Annotated in this window: 21 protein-coding genes; 13 read left to right on the top strand and 8 right to left on the bottom strand. The window is 37.0% G+C overall.

Annotation, left to right across the window (positions count from 1 at the left end):
• The first annotated feature begins 122 nt into the window (after positions 1 to 122).
• Entirely contained in the window at positions 123 to 302 is a 180-nt protein-coding gene (locus EDC24_RS10210) for a YjzD family protein (protein ID WP_124222238.1), read from the top strand.
• A gap of 49 nt (positions 303 to 351) precedes the next feature.
• On the opposite strand, the gene EDC24_RS10205 is transcribed toward EDC24_RS10210, so the two are convergent.
• On the bottom strand, positions 352 to 651 hold the full coding sequence (locus EDC24_RS10205) for a hypothetical protein (RefSeq protein ID WP_245998110.1): 300 nt from the start codon (positions 649 to 651) through the stop codon (positions 352 to 354).
• A gap of 74 nt (positions 652 to 725) precedes the next feature.
• Here EDC24_RS10205 and EDC24_RS10200 point away from each other — a divergent pair, with 74 nt between their 5' ends.
• Complete coding sequence (locus tag EDC24_RS10200) at positions 726 to 1,535, top strand: undecaprenyl-diphosphate phosphatase (protein ID WP_124222236.1); 810 nt, start codon at positions 726 to 728, stop codon at positions 1,533 to 1,535.
• Positions 1,536 to 1,803: 268 nt separating this feature from the next.
• Here EDC24_RS10200 and EDC24_RS10195 read toward each other — a convergent pair whose 3' ends face one another.
• From EDC24_RS10195 to EDC24_RS10175, 5 genes are all read right to left on the bottom strand, one after another.
• A complete protein-coding gene (locus EDC24_RS10195) occupies positions 1,804 to 2,115 on the bottom strand; it encodes a metal-sulfur cluster assembly factor (RefSeq protein WP_124222234.1) in 312 nt (103 codons plus the stop codon).
• A 70-nt stretch (positions 2,116 to 2,185) separates the two neighbouring features.
• Positions 2,186 to 3,052, bottom strand: coding sequence for an alpha/beta hydrolase (locus EDC24_RS10190; protein WP_124222232.1), 867 nt, complete (start codon positions 3,050 to 3,052; stop codon positions 2,186 to 2,188).
• Between the two features lie 21 nt (positions 3,053 to 3,073).
• Positions 3,074 to 4,225 (bottom strand): muconate/chloromuconate family cycloisomerase, encoded by a 1,152-nt coding sequence (locus EDC24_RS10185; protein ID WP_170158546.1) that lies wholly within the window; start codon positions 4,223 to 4,225, stop codon positions 3,074 to 3,076.
• Positions 4,226 to 4,306: 81 nt separating this feature from the next.
• Entirely contained in the window at positions 4,307 to 5,074 is a 768-nt protein-coding gene (locus EDC24_RS10180; RefSeq protein ID WP_124222228.1) for a dioxygenase family protein, read from the bottom strand.
• Positions 5,075 to 5,122: 48 nt separating this feature from the next.
• On the bottom strand, positions 5,123 to 6,664 hold the full coding sequence (locus EDC24_RS10175; RefSeq protein ID WP_124222226.1) for a 4-hydroxyphenylacetate 3-hydroxylase N-terminal domain-containing protein: 1,542 nt from the start codon (positions 6,662 to 6,664) through the stop codon (positions 5,123 to 5,125).
• Between the two features lie 155 nt (positions 6,665 to 6,819).
• On the opposite strand from EDC24_RS10175, the gene EDC24_RS10170 reads away from it, so the two are divergent.
• A complete protein-coding gene (locus tag EDC24_RS10170) occupies positions 6,820 to 7,440 on the top strand; it encodes a flavin reductase family protein (protein WP_124222224.1) in 621 nt (206 codons plus the stop codon).
• Between the two features lie 59 nt (positions 7,441 to 7,499).
• Here the strand turns inward: EDC24_RS10170 and EDC24_RS10165 are convergent, their stop codons facing one another.
• Together EDC24_RS10165 and EDC24_RS10160 are read right to left on the bottom strand one after the other, a co-directional pair.
• Positions 7,500 to 7,964: a flavin reductase family protein gene (locus EDC24_RS10165; protein WP_124222222.1), complete on the bottom strand. Its 465-nt coding sequence runs from the start codon at positions 7,962 to 7,964 to the stop codon at positions 7,500 to 7,502.
• A gap of 106 nt (positions 7,965 to 8,070) precedes the next feature.
• The gene (locus EDC24_RS10160) at positions 8,071 to 8,835 is read right to left on the bottom strand and encodes an alpha/beta fold hydrolase (RefSeq protein WP_124222220.1); all 765 of its coding nucleotides are present in this window, start codon (positions 8,833 to 8,835) and stop codon (positions 8,071 to 8,073) included.
• A gap of 142 nt (positions 8,836 to 8,977) precedes the next feature.
• Here EDC24_RS10160 and EDC24_RS10155 point away from each other — a divergent pair, with 142 nt between their 5' ends.
• From EDC24_RS10155 to EDC24_RS10115, 10 genes are all read left to right on the top strand, one after another.
• Positions 8,978 to 9,814, top strand: coding sequence for a Cof-type HAD-IIB family hydrolase (locus tag EDC24_RS10155; protein WP_124222218.1), 837 nt, complete (start codon positions 8,978 to 8,980; stop codon positions 9,812 to 9,814).
• A gap of 94 nt (positions 9,815 to 9,908) precedes the next feature.
• Positions 9,909 to 10,034 carry a hypothetical protein gene (locus EDC24_RS15425; protein ID WP_281274518.1) on the top strand — a complete coding sequence of 42 codons (126 nt, stop codon included), beginning with the start codon at positions 9,909 to 9,911 and terminating at the stop codon, positions 10,032 to 10,034.
• A gap of 2 nt (positions 10,035 to 10,036) precedes the next feature.
• The gene (locus tag EDC24_RS10150) at positions 10,037 to 10,252 is read left to right on the top strand and encodes a DUF3813 family protein (RefSeq protein ID WP_124222216.1); all 216 of its coding nucleotides are present in this window, start codon (positions 10,037 to 10,039) and stop codon (positions 10,250 to 10,252) included.
• A gap of 145 nt (positions 10,253 to 10,397) precedes the next feature.
• The gene (locus EDC24_RS10145) at positions 10,398 to 11,315 is read left to right on the top strand and encodes a phosphate/phosphite/phosphonate ABC transporter substrate-binding protein (protein ID WP_124222214.1); all 918 of its coding nucleotides are present in this window, start codon (positions 10,398 to 10,400) and stop codon (positions 11,313 to 11,315) included.
• Between the two features lie 68 nt (positions 11,316 to 11,383).
• A complete protein-coding gene (phnC, locus tag EDC24_RS10140; RefSeq protein WP_124222212.1) occupies positions 11,384 to 12,169 on the top strand; it encodes a phosphonate ABC transporter ATP-binding protein in 786 nt (261 codons plus the stop codon).
• Positions 12,153 to 12,962, top strand: a complete 810-nt coding sequence (phnE, locus tag EDC24_RS10135; RefSeq protein WP_124222210.1) for a phosphonate ABC transporter, permease protein PhnE — start codon at positions 12,153 to 12,155, stop codon at positions 12,960 to 12,962. Before phnC ends, phnE (EDC24_RS10135) begins: the two co-directional genes overlap by 17 nt.
• Positions 12,962 to 13,759 carry a phosphonate ABC transporter, permease protein PhnE gene (gene phnE / locus EDC24_RS10130; RefSeq protein WP_124222208.1) on the top strand — a complete coding sequence of 266 codons (798 nt, stop codon included), beginning with the start codon at positions 12,962 to 12,964 and terminating at the stop codon, positions 13,757 to 13,759. The genes phnE (EDC24_RS10135) and phnE (EDC24_RS10130) overlap by 1 nt, the downstream gene beginning before the upstream one ends.
• A gap of 123 nt (positions 13,760 to 13,882) precedes the next feature.
• Positions 13,883 to 14,542, top strand: coding sequence for a hypothetical protein (locus tag EDC24_RS10125; protein ID WP_124222206.1), 660 nt, complete (start codon positions 13,883 to 13,885; stop codon positions 14,540 to 14,542).
• A 126-nt stretch (positions 14,543 to 14,668) separates the two neighbouring features.
• On the top strand, positions 14,669 to 15,526 hold the full coding sequence (gene dat / locus EDC24_RS10120) for a D-amino-acid transaminase (protein WP_425455186.1): 858 nt from the start codon (positions 14,669 to 14,671) through the stop codon (positions 15,524 to 15,526).
• A 72-nt stretch (positions 15,527 to 15,598) separates the two neighbouring features.
• Positions 15,599 to 15,862 (top strand): NifU N-terminal domain-containing protein, encoded by a 264-nt coding sequence (locus EDC24_RS10115; RefSeq protein ID WP_124222202.1) that lies wholly within the window; start codon positions 15,599 to 15,601, stop codon positions 15,860 to 15,862.
• Positions 15,863 to 16,103: the final 241 nt, after the last annotated feature.

The raw sequence follows: 16,103 nt of genomic DNA, 5'->3' as shown, positions 1-16,103 counted from the left end.
TAAAATTTTCATCTGAACCACCTTTTTGAAGTAACATAAAAACGTCAAATTATTATTATTTATTTTTTCGATAACCTTTGGTAAACTGTATTTTGGAATGTAATGAAAAATGAGGTGACATTATGCGTTTAATTTGGACAGTCATTTGGAGTTTTCTTCTAAGCTTAATGGTTGTATATGTACTTGCTAGTATGACAGGAGATGAATTCAGTCTATCATTCGCTGGAATACTAACAGCAATTTTCACAATTGTAGCTGTAGTATTAGGTGAAGGTGTCATTAAAGATGACGCATCGAACTAATAGGAGAGGTTGACTCATTCCAGAAAAGACATTGAGTCAACCTCTTTTTTTAGAACCAAGGTAACAGACTTAAAGCAGCAATCGCAGTTAATGGTAAAATTAGTCTCCTTAACCCTACACCCGGTCCTTGTGGATACCCGTAGTATGGGTACCCATAGTACCCTGAGTATGGGTAGAATTGGCGTTGGTCTTGATTGTGAATGACTGGTGTAACGACATAAACATGGTCATCATCCAAATCAACAATAACACCCTGTAACTGTTCACCTTGGTTTGTTTCAATTAACACGTACTGATTCATGTGACTCTTACATAAATTTTGAATATGATCCTTTGAGTAAGTATTCACAAAAACCTTACCTCCCTTTTCAAGATTAACTTATTCAAAGAATCTAGGTTATGTGCACATATAGGGGGATTAAAATGACAGAATTATTAGAGTTACTTAAGTATTTGTTTTTAGGTATATTCCAGGGCTTTACAGAACCGATACCTATTTCATCGAGCGGTCATTTGCGAATCGTCAGAGAATTAATGGAAATCGATATGCAAAGTTTGGCATTCGAAGGTTTTGTTAATTTTGGGTCATTAATAGCTGTTGTATTGGTTTATCGAAAAGATTTACTGGAACTTGCAGTTAATGGTTCAAAGTTCGTCATTAGCCGAGAACCAGAGTATAAATCGGACTTTTATTATATATTTTTACTTGTCATTGCCACTATTCCAGCTGGACTGTTAGGGGTATTGTTTGAAGATACAATCAGTGGTGTTATAGGCGAAAACTTAAAAACTATTGGAATATCGCTTATTATTACTGGTTTAGCTCTTTGGATTATTCGGAACTTAAAAGGATTTAAATCTGATGAGGAAATTACGATAAAAGATGCGATAATTGTCGGGGCAGCTCAAGCAGTAGCTTTAATACCTGGCATTAGTCGTTCAGGTGCGACAATTGTTGGCGCCATGCTAGTTGGTTTTAAACGATCATCTGCACTTAGGTTTTCTTTCTTAATGTATATTCCTGTTAGTTTAGGCACGATGATATTCTCTGTTAATGACATGAAGGACGAGTTTTCAAGCCAATTTGCGCTCCTACTTATTGCACTTATTGGCGCAATTATTGCTTCATACTTCGCGTTGATTTGGTTCATTAATATTATGAAATCCGGCAACCTAAGGTATTTCGCATTCTATTGCTTTATTGTCGGCGCACTAGTTTTTATTTTTATGTAATTTAAAAAAGATTAAAGAAAAGACCGTACAGATGATTTAATCATTCTAATCATTGTACGGTCTTAGTTATACGCTCCGTCAAAATACTCCGCTTTCCTCGGGCACGGCCTCAACTTCCCAAAACTCACTGCCGTTCGTTTTGCGTGATTTTCGGCTCGTGCTGTTCCCGAAGGAGTCTGCGTATTTTGACTACGCTAATAAATATCACATTCTATAGTGCATTTTGATCCCACAATTACCTTTTGTCTAAGGCTATTACTTTATTATATTAATCTGGAATACCAAGTGCGATTTTAGCATAGCGTGACATGCGTTCTTTTGTCCATGGCGGATTCCATACAATATTCACGTCTATATCTTGAACTTCAGGAATATCTGAAAGTGCACGTCTAACATCTTGTTCAATTGTCCCAGCTAATGGGCATCCCATTGCCGTTAATGTCATTGTGACTTTTGCCGTATTTTCTTCATCCATATCAATACCATAAACTAATCCCAAATTTACGATATCAATGCCTAACTCTGGGTCGATCACGTTCTCAAGTGCACCCCATAGATTTTCCTCTAAGGCTTTATCCATTGTCAGTCCTCCTTCAACATTCTCTATTCTATTATAAACATGTTTGACCATATTTTTAAAGGACTATGAATCACGTTGTTGAGTTAGAGGAAGCATTTAAAACATGCTCTTCAATGAAATGCATGACTTGCCACTCAATTTCTGGTTGCCGGTTAAAGACTAACGTTAAATGATTGGCATTCGTTTTTAGAACGTTTATATTTTTTAATAACGTTTTCAGTTTATAAAACTCAAAATCATAAAACAACGGACGGTGGCCTAGATCACCAGTTGCCTGAATTAATAATGTCGGTACATCTATTTTGTTGGCAACCTGCTCAATTCTAAAATCAAAAAAGCTTAAAAAGTCACGTTCAATTAGAGTTTTATCAGATTTATGTTCCCAATGATTATCCACTTTTTCAATTTCGTAGTTAACGATTTTATTCATATATTCAGTCCAACGAATTCCCAGTTTTTCATAATTTTCACGTGTCTGATCGATATAATCTAATCGAGATAAATATGTCTTTTCTAACCGTAAAAGGGACGGCAAAATTAATTCTTTTTGGCCTCCGTCTGTTTCAGCTGCCCCATCCAGTAAAATAATACCAGCTACATTCTTCAGTCGTGTAGCTGCTTTTAAACAAATATAAGCTCCCATTGAGTATCCCATTAAAATAGGACGGTCTACATTTAAAGATTGAATAAATTCGACTAAGTCATCAACATGATGGTCAATGGATGTATCTACATCTGCATTTGAACTTTTTCCACGACCTCTTAAATCATACGTAATCATGCGGTATTGCATCTCGACTGCTTTTTGAAAATGCCCAAGCTGCATATGATGACCTGTAAGGCCGTGAACTCCTATAATGGTTCCCTTATCACCTGGACTTTCATGAAGGAATAAATACTTTCCGTTTGATAAATTTTTCTTACGCCACATTTTCATCCGCAAGCCCCCACTAGCTTTTTAGCTTGGTTTCGTGGTAGAGTACCATGATGCTTCGTTTTGACGTCTATACTGCTTTACCTTTTCTTCTTTCAGTTCAACCCCTAATCCAGGTTCATCTGGTAGGTATAATTTGCTGTTTGCCGGTCTTAGAGGTTTAGTAACAATGTCATCCGCTAGCCAATCAGGCCCAAAGATCTCTGTTCCATAGTCTAAGGAGCGGATACAACTAAACACTTGTAAACACGCAGCTGTTCCGATTGAACTTTCTAGTGATGTCCCGCCAAAACAAGAAATTCCTGAGCTTTCTGCAACCGCCCCAACTTTTAATGTCTTATGCATTCCACCAAATTTGTGAATCTTTAAAGAAAAAATGTCAGCGCCTTTTAATTGCGCTAAATGGTACGCATCATATATGGAACAGACACTTTCATCGGCCATGATAGGCACTTTCTTCATATCTACTAATTCACTTAACCCTTCATAATCCTCAGGTGGTAATGGTTGTTCTAAGAAATCAATCCCCGCTTCATTTAGTTCTTCCATCGATGTTTTAGCGATTAAACGACTCCATGAACCATTTGGGTCAATACCAATTGTTGAAGTTCCGCTTAAACCATGAGCAATGTTAATGGAACGCTCAACATCATCTTCTGGGGCTTCTTTTCCTGATTTAATTTTAAAAACTTGATAATGTCCTTGATCGACTAACTGTTTTCCTTCTTCAATATCTCCTTGAACCGTACCACTCGCAAGTGCCCAACGGACATTTAACGACCTGTGACAAGCTCCACCTAAAAGTTGGTGCACTGGCACTTGATAGTACTTTCCTAGTGCGTCATACAAAGCCATCTCTACCGCAGCTTTAGCAAATGAATTTTGACGGATATGGCGGTCTAGCTTTTGCAGAAGTTGATCTATATAGCGTGGATCCTCACCCACTAATAGTGGTGCGATATATTGATCAATGACGAGTTTCATCGTTTCAACACTCTCGCCATTCCACCAGATGCCTGGTGTCGTTCCCTCGCCTATACCTTGTATGTCGGAACTTAGGTCAAGCCGAACTAATACAAACCCTTTTTGGTCAATTTTCTCTGTTGAAAATTGATGAGGGCGTTTAATCGGAATATCTAATAGCTCTGTTTGAATGCGACGTATTTTTAAACCCATCAGCATTCCTCCTAGTGTTCTTTAAAAGAAAGGGGAGGGTGTCTTATGTCATGGACAACCTCCCTCTTACATTGACGTTATTTAGTCGTCGTATCTCATGGCGAAATCTAATGAGGCTCTCTTATGGTCGCCATGGTCATGAAGCTTCGTCATGAGTGATGGGCGCACACCGTCTGCAACGTCAGTTTCTAGCCACTCATCACCTTCAAAGAATACTTGTGTAATTAACGTTTCATACCCTTTGTGCTTAAACATAATATGAAGGTGCGCTGGTCGATAAGGATGCTGATCAATCATTTTCAAAAATTCACCCGTCGGTCCACCAGTCGGAATTTGATAAGGAATAGGTACAATCGTCTCAACCTCAAAATACCCATTTTCATCTGTATAGAAACGGCCTCTTAAGTTATAAGGTGGTGCTTCTGAATCAAACGATGAATAGTACCCATCAGCATCATCTTGCCACATATCAACTAATGTGTTGGCTAGTGGCTTGCCATCTACGTCCGTTACCTTCCCGGAGAAAACTAACTTCTCCCCTTTTTCGTTCTCACGCATCGGTAGCTTGTATGGCTTTTCTAAAATTGGAGCCCCTTCCACATAATAAGGCCCTAACAAAGATGGTTCTGTACCAGGTTTATCCGAGTACATATTCTTAAGTACAGAAGACTCAATAAATACATCCATAAATAATGGGAGCTCCCCAGTTCTTCCTAAACAATCTGCCCATTTCACAAATTCTGTGTACTCTTCATGGTTAGGATTTGCCTCAGCCAAAAAGTTGTTTAAGTGTTTGTAAAACAACTCAAAAATCTCACTTACACGATTATCTGTTTTCGCTTCACTCATCTCGTAATTCCTCCTTTAAATTCTGAATTAGATAGCGGAATCCGCTAATCAACTATTCTTAAACAAATTAATGTCATCTGGGTTAATCCATGTATCATTTGTCCAACCATCTAAGTCATAATCGTTCATACACATTTCAGCAAACTTCATATACTCATCTGCCATTCCAGAGCCTTGTGCAGCAACTAAATTTTCTAAACGAATGTTTTCATGGTTACCCGAGTAATTTCGCTCATAAAGCTCGTGGCGACCGCCATATTCTGAGCCAATCGAATCCCAAAGCAATTTAATTAATTTAATTTTCTCTAACGACTCAATGTCGTTTGAGCCCCTGTAAAGACGGTCAAGTAATGGCCTTAGTTCAGGGTTCTTAAAGTCCTCTGCACTTGATGGCTGTACAATCAAGCTTCCAGCCACGACATTTTCTATAATTTCTTTCACACGTGGCCAGCCGATGGTCATAAAGACACGATAAGCTAGGCCATAATTTAAGTTAGGTAGGACTGTATCGCCGCGTCCCGGGTCAGGTGTTTTCGCCATAGAATCACTTAATGACCAGAACATATTACGCCACGCTAGAACTTCACCTACGTTTGCCTGCACACCACGAAATTCATCCGTTCCATTTGTTTTAATGGCTTTAAGCAATAAACCAGCCATAAAATCTAATTTAACGGCTAATCGAGTAACGCCATGGAATGTGAACCGATTTAAGAATCCACTTTCTGGGAAGAATGAATTTGCTTTTTCAACATTTTTATAAATTAAAATGTTTTCCCAAGGAATAACCGCTTCATCAAATACTAATACAGCATCATTTTCATCAAATCGGCTGCTTAATGGATAATCGAATGGACTTCCCATGACAGACGCTGTCATTTCATAACTTTGACGAGAAATCAGTTTGACTCCCGGCGTGTTCATCGGTGCTACAAACACTAACGCCATCTCTTCATTATCAACAGGAATAGCCCCATAATGAGCGACAAAGTTGTAATTCGTTAAGGCCGATCCAGTAGCAACCATTTTAGCTCCGCTTACAATAACACCCTCGTCCGTTTCACCAACAGCTCTTACAAACACATCATTAACAGCTTCCATTGGCTTGTTTCTGTCAACGGGCGGATTAATAATCGCATGGTTGAAATACCATAACTTCTCCTGAGCTTCTTTATACCAACGCTTAGCATTTTCTTGATATGGTGCGTAATAATCAGGGTCTGCGCCAAGTGTTGCTAAAAATGCTGCCTTATAATCTGGCGAGCGCCCCATCTGTCCGTATGTCAGCTTGGCCCATTCAGCAATCGCGTCACGACTTTCAACAAGGTCTTCTACTGTTTTGTCAGTTCTGAAAAACTTATGCGTGAACCCTCCACTTCCAGTGTCCGTTTCACATGTCAAAATATCGCTCGTTTTCTCATCGTAAAGAGCATCATAAAGTCTTGCGATTGACCTAGCAGAGTTTCTGAAAGCTGGATGAGTTGTTACATCCTCCACTCTTTCACCATGAATCCAAATCTCTCTGCCATCTCTAAGACTTTCAAGATACTCTTGTCCTGTGAGAGGTCTGCTTTTCGTCTTGCTTTCCATCTATTTAATTCCCCCTCCAAAATAAATTAGTAAGCGTATACAACCTACCTGTTACTATATTTATTAATAGAAAGTCGTTATATGACGGAAAATTTAAACAAGGTTGGGCATGAGGAAGAAAAATCTATGCTATGCTAGTTATAGGGGTGATATGAATGAAGTCTATTAATCCAAACGATTTAAGTAAAAAAGAGAATTATAAATTACTGAGTGGAAGTGTCATTCCAAGGCCGATAGCATTTGTGACATCCTTAAATGACCAAGATGTTTTAAATGCCGCTCCATTCAGCTTTTTTAACATGGTTGGATCAGAGCCTCCTCTGATCGTATTATCAATCGGAAGATCAGAAGGAAAAGTCAGCAAACATACAGCAATAAACATTTTGAACCGAAAAGAATTCGTCGTACATGTATTAGATTTGAGTTTATTAGAATCATTGAACCAAACGTCAGCACCTTATGCAGAGGATATAAGTGAAGTAGAACGAGCGGGATTCAGTACGGTTGACAGTACGGAGATTAAAACGCCTGGCGTTCAAGAAGCTAAAATCAGATTAGAGTGTGAATTATTTGAGCATCTACCATTAGGCGAACAAGGTATATACCATCACGATTTAATCATTGGTAAAGTCGTACAATACCATATTGATGAACAGGTTTATGATGATGGCAAAATCTTAGCAGAACAGCTTAATCCAATTGCTAGATTAGCAGGCCCGAATTACGCACATTTAAGTGAACAAATTTATTTAGAACGCCCGACAAAGGGTGAATGATTATATCAACGTAAAAAAAGACTCCAGAAATATTATTTCCGGAGTCTTTTTGCATATTGTTATAAGTCTTGTACAATTTTTGAAAACTTGCCGCCATAAAAACCTAATGGCTCACCTTCTAGATAATCAAAGTCATGCACTTTACCTAGGAACAATACATGATCCCCACCATCATATTCTGCCCAAGGCTCACATTCAATATATGCTAGCGAATCTTTAATGCGATAACCGAACTCTGATTGCGCCCATTCAAACGGTTGTTTATCAAATGTTTTTCCAGCAAAATGCAACGCTGTATTCTGCTGTTCCGCTGATAGTATATTAATAATAAAACGGTTGTTTTTAAGCTTATGATAGGCCTTTGTATTACGATCAATCGATACTAATACAAGCGGAGGGTCAAGTGATACAGACGTAAAAGCATTCGCCGTTAGTCCATGACATTCATCCTGATTATCACATGTTACAACAGTTACCCCTGTAGCAAAACGTCCAAGACAATTTCTAAATTCTTTATGATCCATGAAGCTCCCCCTTTTTACTTCTTACCACATTCTATCGATAAAATCTCTATAACATTACTAGAAATATCTTTCTCTCAAAAGAAAACCCGCCATATAGGCGAGTTTCTTATAAATGTTTAACAAAAAAATCTCTTAAAGCAAATTTAGCTTCTCGACTAACTTTATGATCTCGATTCGGCTCTGATATAAAGCTGTAACGGTCTTCAGGATAACCGTTCGACTTCAACATTTCAGCAAAAGAAACAGAGTGTTCGTACGGAACAACACGGTCATTCTCTCCATGCCAAATCATGAGTGGACGATGTTGTAATTTATCAATCTGAGTTGATAAATCTATGGTTTCAAGAGATTTTAATTGGTAGTCAATTTCTTCATCTGTCATCGGAAGGTCAATGCCTTGTTGCTTAATATTCTCAATTAAGTAATGACCCATATCATTAATTTTAGCTGAACCCATCATAATTCCAGCGGCTTTAATCCATTGGAATCTCGTCAATGCGGCAGCAACTGTTATGCCCCCCATGCTCGTCCCGGCAACACCAATCCGATCATCTTGAGCTAAGTCACGCTCTTTTAAGTAAAGATAAATTTGATTTAGATCTTCTAAATTTCGTAAAACAATTTTCCAAAAGTCAATTTGTATTTTTTGTTCATCCTGAGTGATCAATCTCTCTCCATGATGCATACTATCTGGTAAAAGGACGCGATATCCTTGTTCAGCTAATAAATAGGCTTGTGATAAATCCATTTCCTTAGAGCTTGTAAAACCATGGAAGTAAATCACAACCGGTAAGGATTGGTTTAATGTTGTGTCGTCTTCTACTATTAAAACTGGTATATCTTTTATAGTTGTATGATCTATGACAATCATGCCGTTTCCCCTCTCCAACACTTTATTACTATAATAAATGAAGACATAATTGGATTCAAATAATGAGAATATGACATACAACTTTACATATGGTAAAATATTTTAATTAGATATTTAACGAGAGGATAAATGAGGTGAAACTATGGAGAAACATCTAATTGCCTTAGATTTAGATGGAACATTATTAAATGATGATAAAATCATTTCAAAAAGAACTCTTCAAACACTCAAAATTGCAAAAGAAAAAGGTCACGTGGTTGTCATTGCAACCGGTCGTCCTTTTCGTGTAAGTAAGCAGTTTTATTCACAATTAGAATTAGATACACCTATCGTAAATATGAATGGGGCATTGATTCATCATCCAAGAAATAAAAATTGGGACCATTTACATTCTCCATTACCAAAAAGTGCCGCGCTTGAGATCGTCGACACATCTCAGCAGGTCGGCGTTCAAAATATTATGGCAGAAATTAGGGACCAAGTGTTCATTAACGAACATACAGAGCATATTTTTAATCAATTTTTCTTAGATGGAATAGAACAACCTGCAAAAATTGGCGATTTAAGACAAACATTATATGGTGATCCATCTTCTTTACTAATTCATCCATTTGAAGAGGGTATTGGCCAAATTCGCGGAGCTCTAGATGAGAACCACGCTAACATTGTCGATCACCGTAAATGGGGCGCACCATTTCATGTCATTGAAATCATTAGATCTGGTTTGCACAAAGCCATTGGTCTACAAAAAATTGCAAAAGATTACGGTATTCCAAAAGAACGTATTGTTGCTTTTGGAGATGAAGATAATGACTTCGAAATGATTGATTATGCCGGCGTTGGTGTTGCCATGGGTAACGGCATTCAAGAACTCAAAACGTTAGCTAATGAAATAACACTAACAAACCATGACGAAGGTGTCGCAGCATTTATTGAAGAATATTTAAATATCCCAACACCAATATTAACTAATGATTAATTAATTATATTTTTGATCATTTGGCGCAAAATATACCTGAACACGTTTTTAATGTGTTCAGGTTTTTTCTTTGATGTTAGATAGGGGGATACTGATGAAGTCACAACCGATCTACAAAAGAAAAAGACACAACAAAACAGCTTCAATCCAGCAGGAAAAATTTACAGATAAGAAACGTAAGAAGGCAGAAGCCGATCGTCATACACGAGGAGGGTTTTAACCATGGAGAATAACTTTCTCAAACAAGCAAAACAAACGATGCAAAAAATGACTCACCGTAATAATCAACAGCAAAACCAACAAAAACAACAAGTTGATGATGAATCCATCCGCAGTGTACAACAAAGCATCCAGTCAGCCTATGCGCAAGGTACACCTGAAGAACAGCAAGAGCTTAAAGAGCTCGAACAGAAAATTAACAAAAATAAGATGAAATAACATTTAATTTGCGACACAGGTAGAACTGTGTCGCATTTTTATGTAAAGATTTCGTAAAAATGAGTTATTTTCTTAATATTATGTTGTACTAAATGGACTGCTCATTTATAATAAAATTGTTTAAAAATATTAAGGGGGAATAATTTTGAAAAAATTTCTTATGCTAATGATGGCTGTGACTCTTATGATTCTTGCAGCTTGTGGATCTGGCGATGACTCGGCAAACCCTGATGAATTAGTCATGGGATTTGTTCCATCTCAGGATTCTGACACAATCGCTGAAACAGCTGAACCTTTAGCTGAACGATTAGGTGAAGAAATAGGTAAAGAAGTAACAGCAGAAACGATGACTAGCTACTCTGCACTAGTTGAGGCTTTAGGTGCTGAAACTGTACAAATTGGTTTTATTCCAGCATTCGGTTTCGTATTAGCAGATAGCATGTATGACGTTGACCCAATCCTAAAATCTGAGCGTCATGGTAGTGCTACATATGTTGCACAATATCTAGTACGTGCAGATTCACCAGTTGATAGTTTAGATGATTTAGGTGAACATGCTAGTGATATGACTTGGGCTTATGGTGATGCATCTTCTACATCAGGGTACCTTTTCCCTGCATCACAATTAATGGAGATGTACGATCTTGAATCAACGACTGAACTTCAAGAAGAATTTTTCGGAGCTACAGTAAGTTCTGGTGGCCACGATGCTTCAGCCATTGCTGTATTAGAAGGTCAAGCTGACATCGCAACAACCTTTGATGATGTACGTGACACAATGGAAGAGGACTATCCTAACATTAAAGATGATCTAAAGAGAATCGGTGAAACTGCTGAAATTCCTAACGATACCATCACCGTATACAGTGCTCTAGATGATGAGTTAACTGAAGAAATAAAACAAGCATTCCTAAGCTTCAATGATGATAAAGAAATGATTGAGATCATGAATGAAGTTTATAACTGGGATGCCATCATCGAAGCTGAGCGTTCTGACTTCGATGTTGTAAAAGAAACTTATGAAAAATTAGAACTAGACGAAAGTGTCTTAGACGACGAATAAAGAGAAAATTCTTAGTAGGGAGAGACTAACCGCTCTCCCTATTTTTTAAACAAGAAAGGAAGTCCGCGATGATTACATTTAAAAATCTATCATTAGTATACCCGAATGGTACACCAGGATTAAAAGATGTCAACGTTACGATTAATGAAGGGGAGTTTGTCGTAATTGTTGGTTTGTCCGGTGCAGGTAAGTCAACGTTTATTAGAAGTATTAATCGAATGGTTTCACCAACTGAAGGCGAACTTTACTTAGATGACGAAAATGTTTTAGAGTTAGGCTCTAAAAGTTTAAGAAAACTTCGTACAAAAGTAGGTATGATCTTCCAAAACTATAACCTAGTTAATCGTTCAAGTGTATTTAAAAATACCATTAGCGGTCGCCTAGGACATACAGGTACTTTAAGAAGTATCTTTAACTTATACCCTAAAGAAGACAAAGTTAAAGCTTATGAAAATCTAAAGCGTGTCAATATTGAAAATTACATATACCAACGTGCTGATCAATTAAGTGGTGGTCAGCAACAACGTGTTAGCATTGCTCGAGTTTTAACTCAAGACCCTAAATTAATCCTCGCAGATGAGCCTGTAGCGAGTTTAGACCCTCCTACGTCTCATCAAGTGATGCAATATTTAAAAAGAATTAACCGCGAAGACAATATTACGACTATTGTGAACCTTCACTTTATTGACATGGCTATGGAATATGCTGATCGTATTATCGGTATGCGAGATGGCGAGGTTGTGTTTGACGGCCCCGTAAGCGAAGTTTCTGAAAGCACGTTTGAACAAATTTATAACCGTCCTATTCGCGAGGACGACTTAAGAGGAAGTGAGTCTAATGACGGAGAAGAATAATAACAAAAATTCAAGTGTCTACTCGCTTTACCCTCGTAAATTAAAAATGCAAATATCTATTGTGTTTTTCATCATTATTGCATTTTATTTCTATAGCTTGAGTGAGACAGGGTCAGACTTTTTTAAACTATTCATTGATTTTCCTGATATTGTTAAGAAAATGTTGACGATGTTCCCGCCAAACTGGGATTACATCCCTGCAGCCATTGACCCACTAGTTGAAACGATTCAAATAGCTGTTGTGGCGACTACATTTTCAGTACTTATTTGTATTCCTGCTAGTTTACTAGCTGCTAACACCATTTCAACGAATAAATATATCTACCAAACGACTCGTACAGTTTTAAATATATTACGTACGATTCCTGATATTCTATTAGCAACGATTTTTGTTAGTTTATTTGGAATAGGTATTATCCCTGGTATTTTTGCCTTAACCATATTTTCATTAGGGTTATTAGCAAAATTACTTAGTGAAACAATCGAAACAATTGATACTAGACAACTAGATGCCATTAAAGCAACAGGTGGCAATATTGTTCAGGTTATTTGGTACGGTGTTGTACCTCAAGTGTTACCGCAATTTATTTCATACGGTTTATACGTATTCGAATTAAACGTTCGAGCTTCCCTAGTTCTAGGTTTCGTAGGTGCTGGTGGTATTGGAACTATTATTGATACCCAATTAAACTTCTTAAGATATCAAAACGTCATGGCAATACTAATTGTTTTATTAGTGGCTGTTATTGTGATTGAAACAATTAGTAACATGCTTAGAAGGAGAGTTGTATAATGAACGAAATTTTACCACCGAAACCAAACCAGAAGAAAAAGAGACTACGAAATTGGTTAATTTTTATTGTGATAGGGATTATATATGTTTGGGCGTTTAAAGGCGTTTACGAACGCGCTGATTGGTCAATTTTTAACAATCTAGCAGAGAAATTCGACCGTGTTATACCAAGGCTCTTTAGTCCTGACTGGGCTGAGACTGAAAAGGTTTGGGGATATATTATTGAGACAATCTTCATCGCTTATGCTGGAACTTTAATTGCTGCCATATTAGCAGTTCCATTTGGTTTCTGGGCGGCTAAAAATATGGTGAAGTCACCTATTTGGAATACATTAGGTAAATGGATTCTAATTTTAGACCGTACATTCCCAGAACTGATCTTAGCGATATTATTCGTTATTACCGTCGGACCTGGTCCATTTGCCGGTGTCTTAACGATTGGCTTAACAGCTTTCGGTATGTTAGGTAAGCTTTATGCTGAAATTATCGAAAGTATTGATATGAAAGTTGTTGAAGCTATGGAGGCGAATGGTGCTAATAAACTACAAATTTTATTTTACGCCATATTCCCTCAAGTTTTACCAGAATTTTTATCATTTGCACTGTATCGTTTCGAAATCGATATACGTGCCTCGACTATCCTTGGACTAGTTGGTGCGGGTGGTATCGGTACTTTAATCGTCATCGCCGCTGCCAACCGAAATTGGGAACAGCTAGGATTGATCTTATTTGGTATTATCATTGTTGTTTCCATTATCGACTTTGCTTCCACTAAGATTAGAAAACGTTTAGTTTAATAAGCCATACCTAACACGTGAATTCAATTGAATTCACGTGTTTTTTTGCTTAATATTCGGAATTTAATTAATAGTAATTTTTTGTTATTATAGTCTTTAGATTGATTAAGGGGGAAATTTATAATGTATCTATGCCCAGAATGTAAAAGTGATCATGTTGAAAAGACATATTCCATAGGTTTACGCGTCATTGTTTGTATCATATTATTGTTCATTCCATATGGCATTTTGATCTGTTGGGTCCCTTTCGTGTTCCCTTATAAATATATTTGCTATTTATGTGGGACTGAAACTGTTAATGATCAAATGCTACAAATAGACTGGCGTGAACGCGAAGAATTAGCTAAGGAATTTTTCCGTTTTGAAGAGAAGATTGATCCATTATTAGGAGAATGGATTGAAGACCAAGATGGGAGAATTTTTAAAGTAGCAAAAGGTAAAGGGCAGTTTTTTCTTGTTGAGGTAAAAGATATAGAAAATGTTACAACACACCGTATCGTTGATTACATAGAGGAACCTAATACATCAGAGATAAAAGCTTCCTCAAAAGTAGGAGTAAACTACAGACGTGTCTTACAAAACGATCCTGTGGATTTTTCCACAGACATATCTACCACCAAGCCCGATCTTACTGATTTAGGTAAAGAACTCCTTACAGAAGATGAGCATAAACACATTATAGACCGTGACCTTGATCTCAATAACTGGTTAAAGAATCTACCTAAAAATCAACAAGAAATTAATGTGGAATTTTTGTTAGATCAAGAGAAGACTGCATCATAGACCCTATTTATGCAGTCAAGGAGCTTAGTTTTCTAAGCTCTTTTTTATATTTCGGGTTTAGCCCTTATTCATTATTTACATATTCCATTTTTCCATATACTATTTGTATATACACCTTTAGAAAGGATGACTGCTGTGATTGTACTAATGCAAAATGAGTTCGTCGAACGAGATCAATGCTTAATTGACATAGAAGATCGGGCCAATCAATTTGGTGATGGTGTTTATGAAGTAATCCGAATCTATGATGGTGAATGTTTCTTACTCGATGATCACATGAAACGTTTAGAATACAGCCTTAGAGAAGCTCAGATTGACTACAATTTAGACCAACATCACCTAAAGGATTTATTGTTAGAATTAGCAAAGAAAAACGGTGTTCACGATGGTGGGATTTATTTACAAATTTCGCGTGGATCAGCTACACGCTCTCACCCATTCCCTAAGGAAGCAACTCCAACAGTGATAGCTTATCCACTAAATATATCGCGACCATTAGAAGCTCAAAAGAACGGTGTAAAAGCAACGTTGTATCAAGATATAAGATGGCTTCGTTGTGATATTAAAAGCCTGAATTTATTAGGAAATATTATGGCCAAACAGCATGCCTTAGATGTCGGAGCTTTTGAAGCTATTTTCTACCGTGATTATAATCATGTTACAGAAGGAAGCTCAACCAATGTATTTATTGTAAAAGATGGTGTGATCAAAACGCACCCTGCAAACAATTATATTTTAAATGGTATTACACGTTTATATATTCAATACTTAGCAGAACAATTAAATATACCGTTTGAAGAGACGGTTTTGACAGTTGAAGAAGTTAAACACGCTGATGAGGTATTTATCTCCTCTACAACATCCGAAGTGATATCCGTTGTTGAAGTGGATGAACAACCCATTGGCAATGGGCAACCGGGGCCGATTGTTACTCAACTTTTAGATGAATTCTTCAACTACCATCGAATTACCAGTCTTACTTAATACGACACAATTCTTTTTTATATTTGAATTTCATGCTACTATAATAAAGAGAATATTAGGGAGGGATCTTAAATGGGCGTAATTGCAGAAGCAACTCCTAACCCAAACGCAATGAAATTTACAGTCGATTTTGTACTATTCGAAGGTGACGACAGTATTTCGGTTATGCAAGGTGAAACAAGTGAACATGACATTTTGAATGATTTAATGAAACTTGAAGGCGTTGATAATGTATTTGGCTATCATAACTTTGTTACTGTAAACAAAACCTTTGATGCAGAATGGGATCAACTTGTCCCAAAAGTCGAAAAAGTATTTGAAGATTTCGGTTACTAAACTCTTCAAAAAAGCTATCCCCAAAAATAATTTTGGAGGATAGCTTTTTTATAATTTATAAGCGTTTTAATTTTCAATTAAAATATTTCTTATTTATATTTAAGTACTCCCTATAATCACTAAAGGAGCTTCTTACTGTCAATTAAGCGCTCCCTTCTTTCACTTATCCGATTCTTATTTATCATTAACTAATTTCTTTTTATACTTATGCGTTTTAAAAAAACACTCGACTTATAGCCGA

It is taken from the genome of Aquisalibacillus elongatus (genome assembly GCF_003843875.1).
GTDB classification, from domain to species: Bacteria; Bacillota; Bacilli; order Bacillales; family Alkalibacillaceae; genus Aquisalibacillus; species Aquisalibacillus elongatus.
Note: the sequence above shows the minus strand (reverse complement) of the source record. Positions and strands in the feature narration are given on the sequence as shown.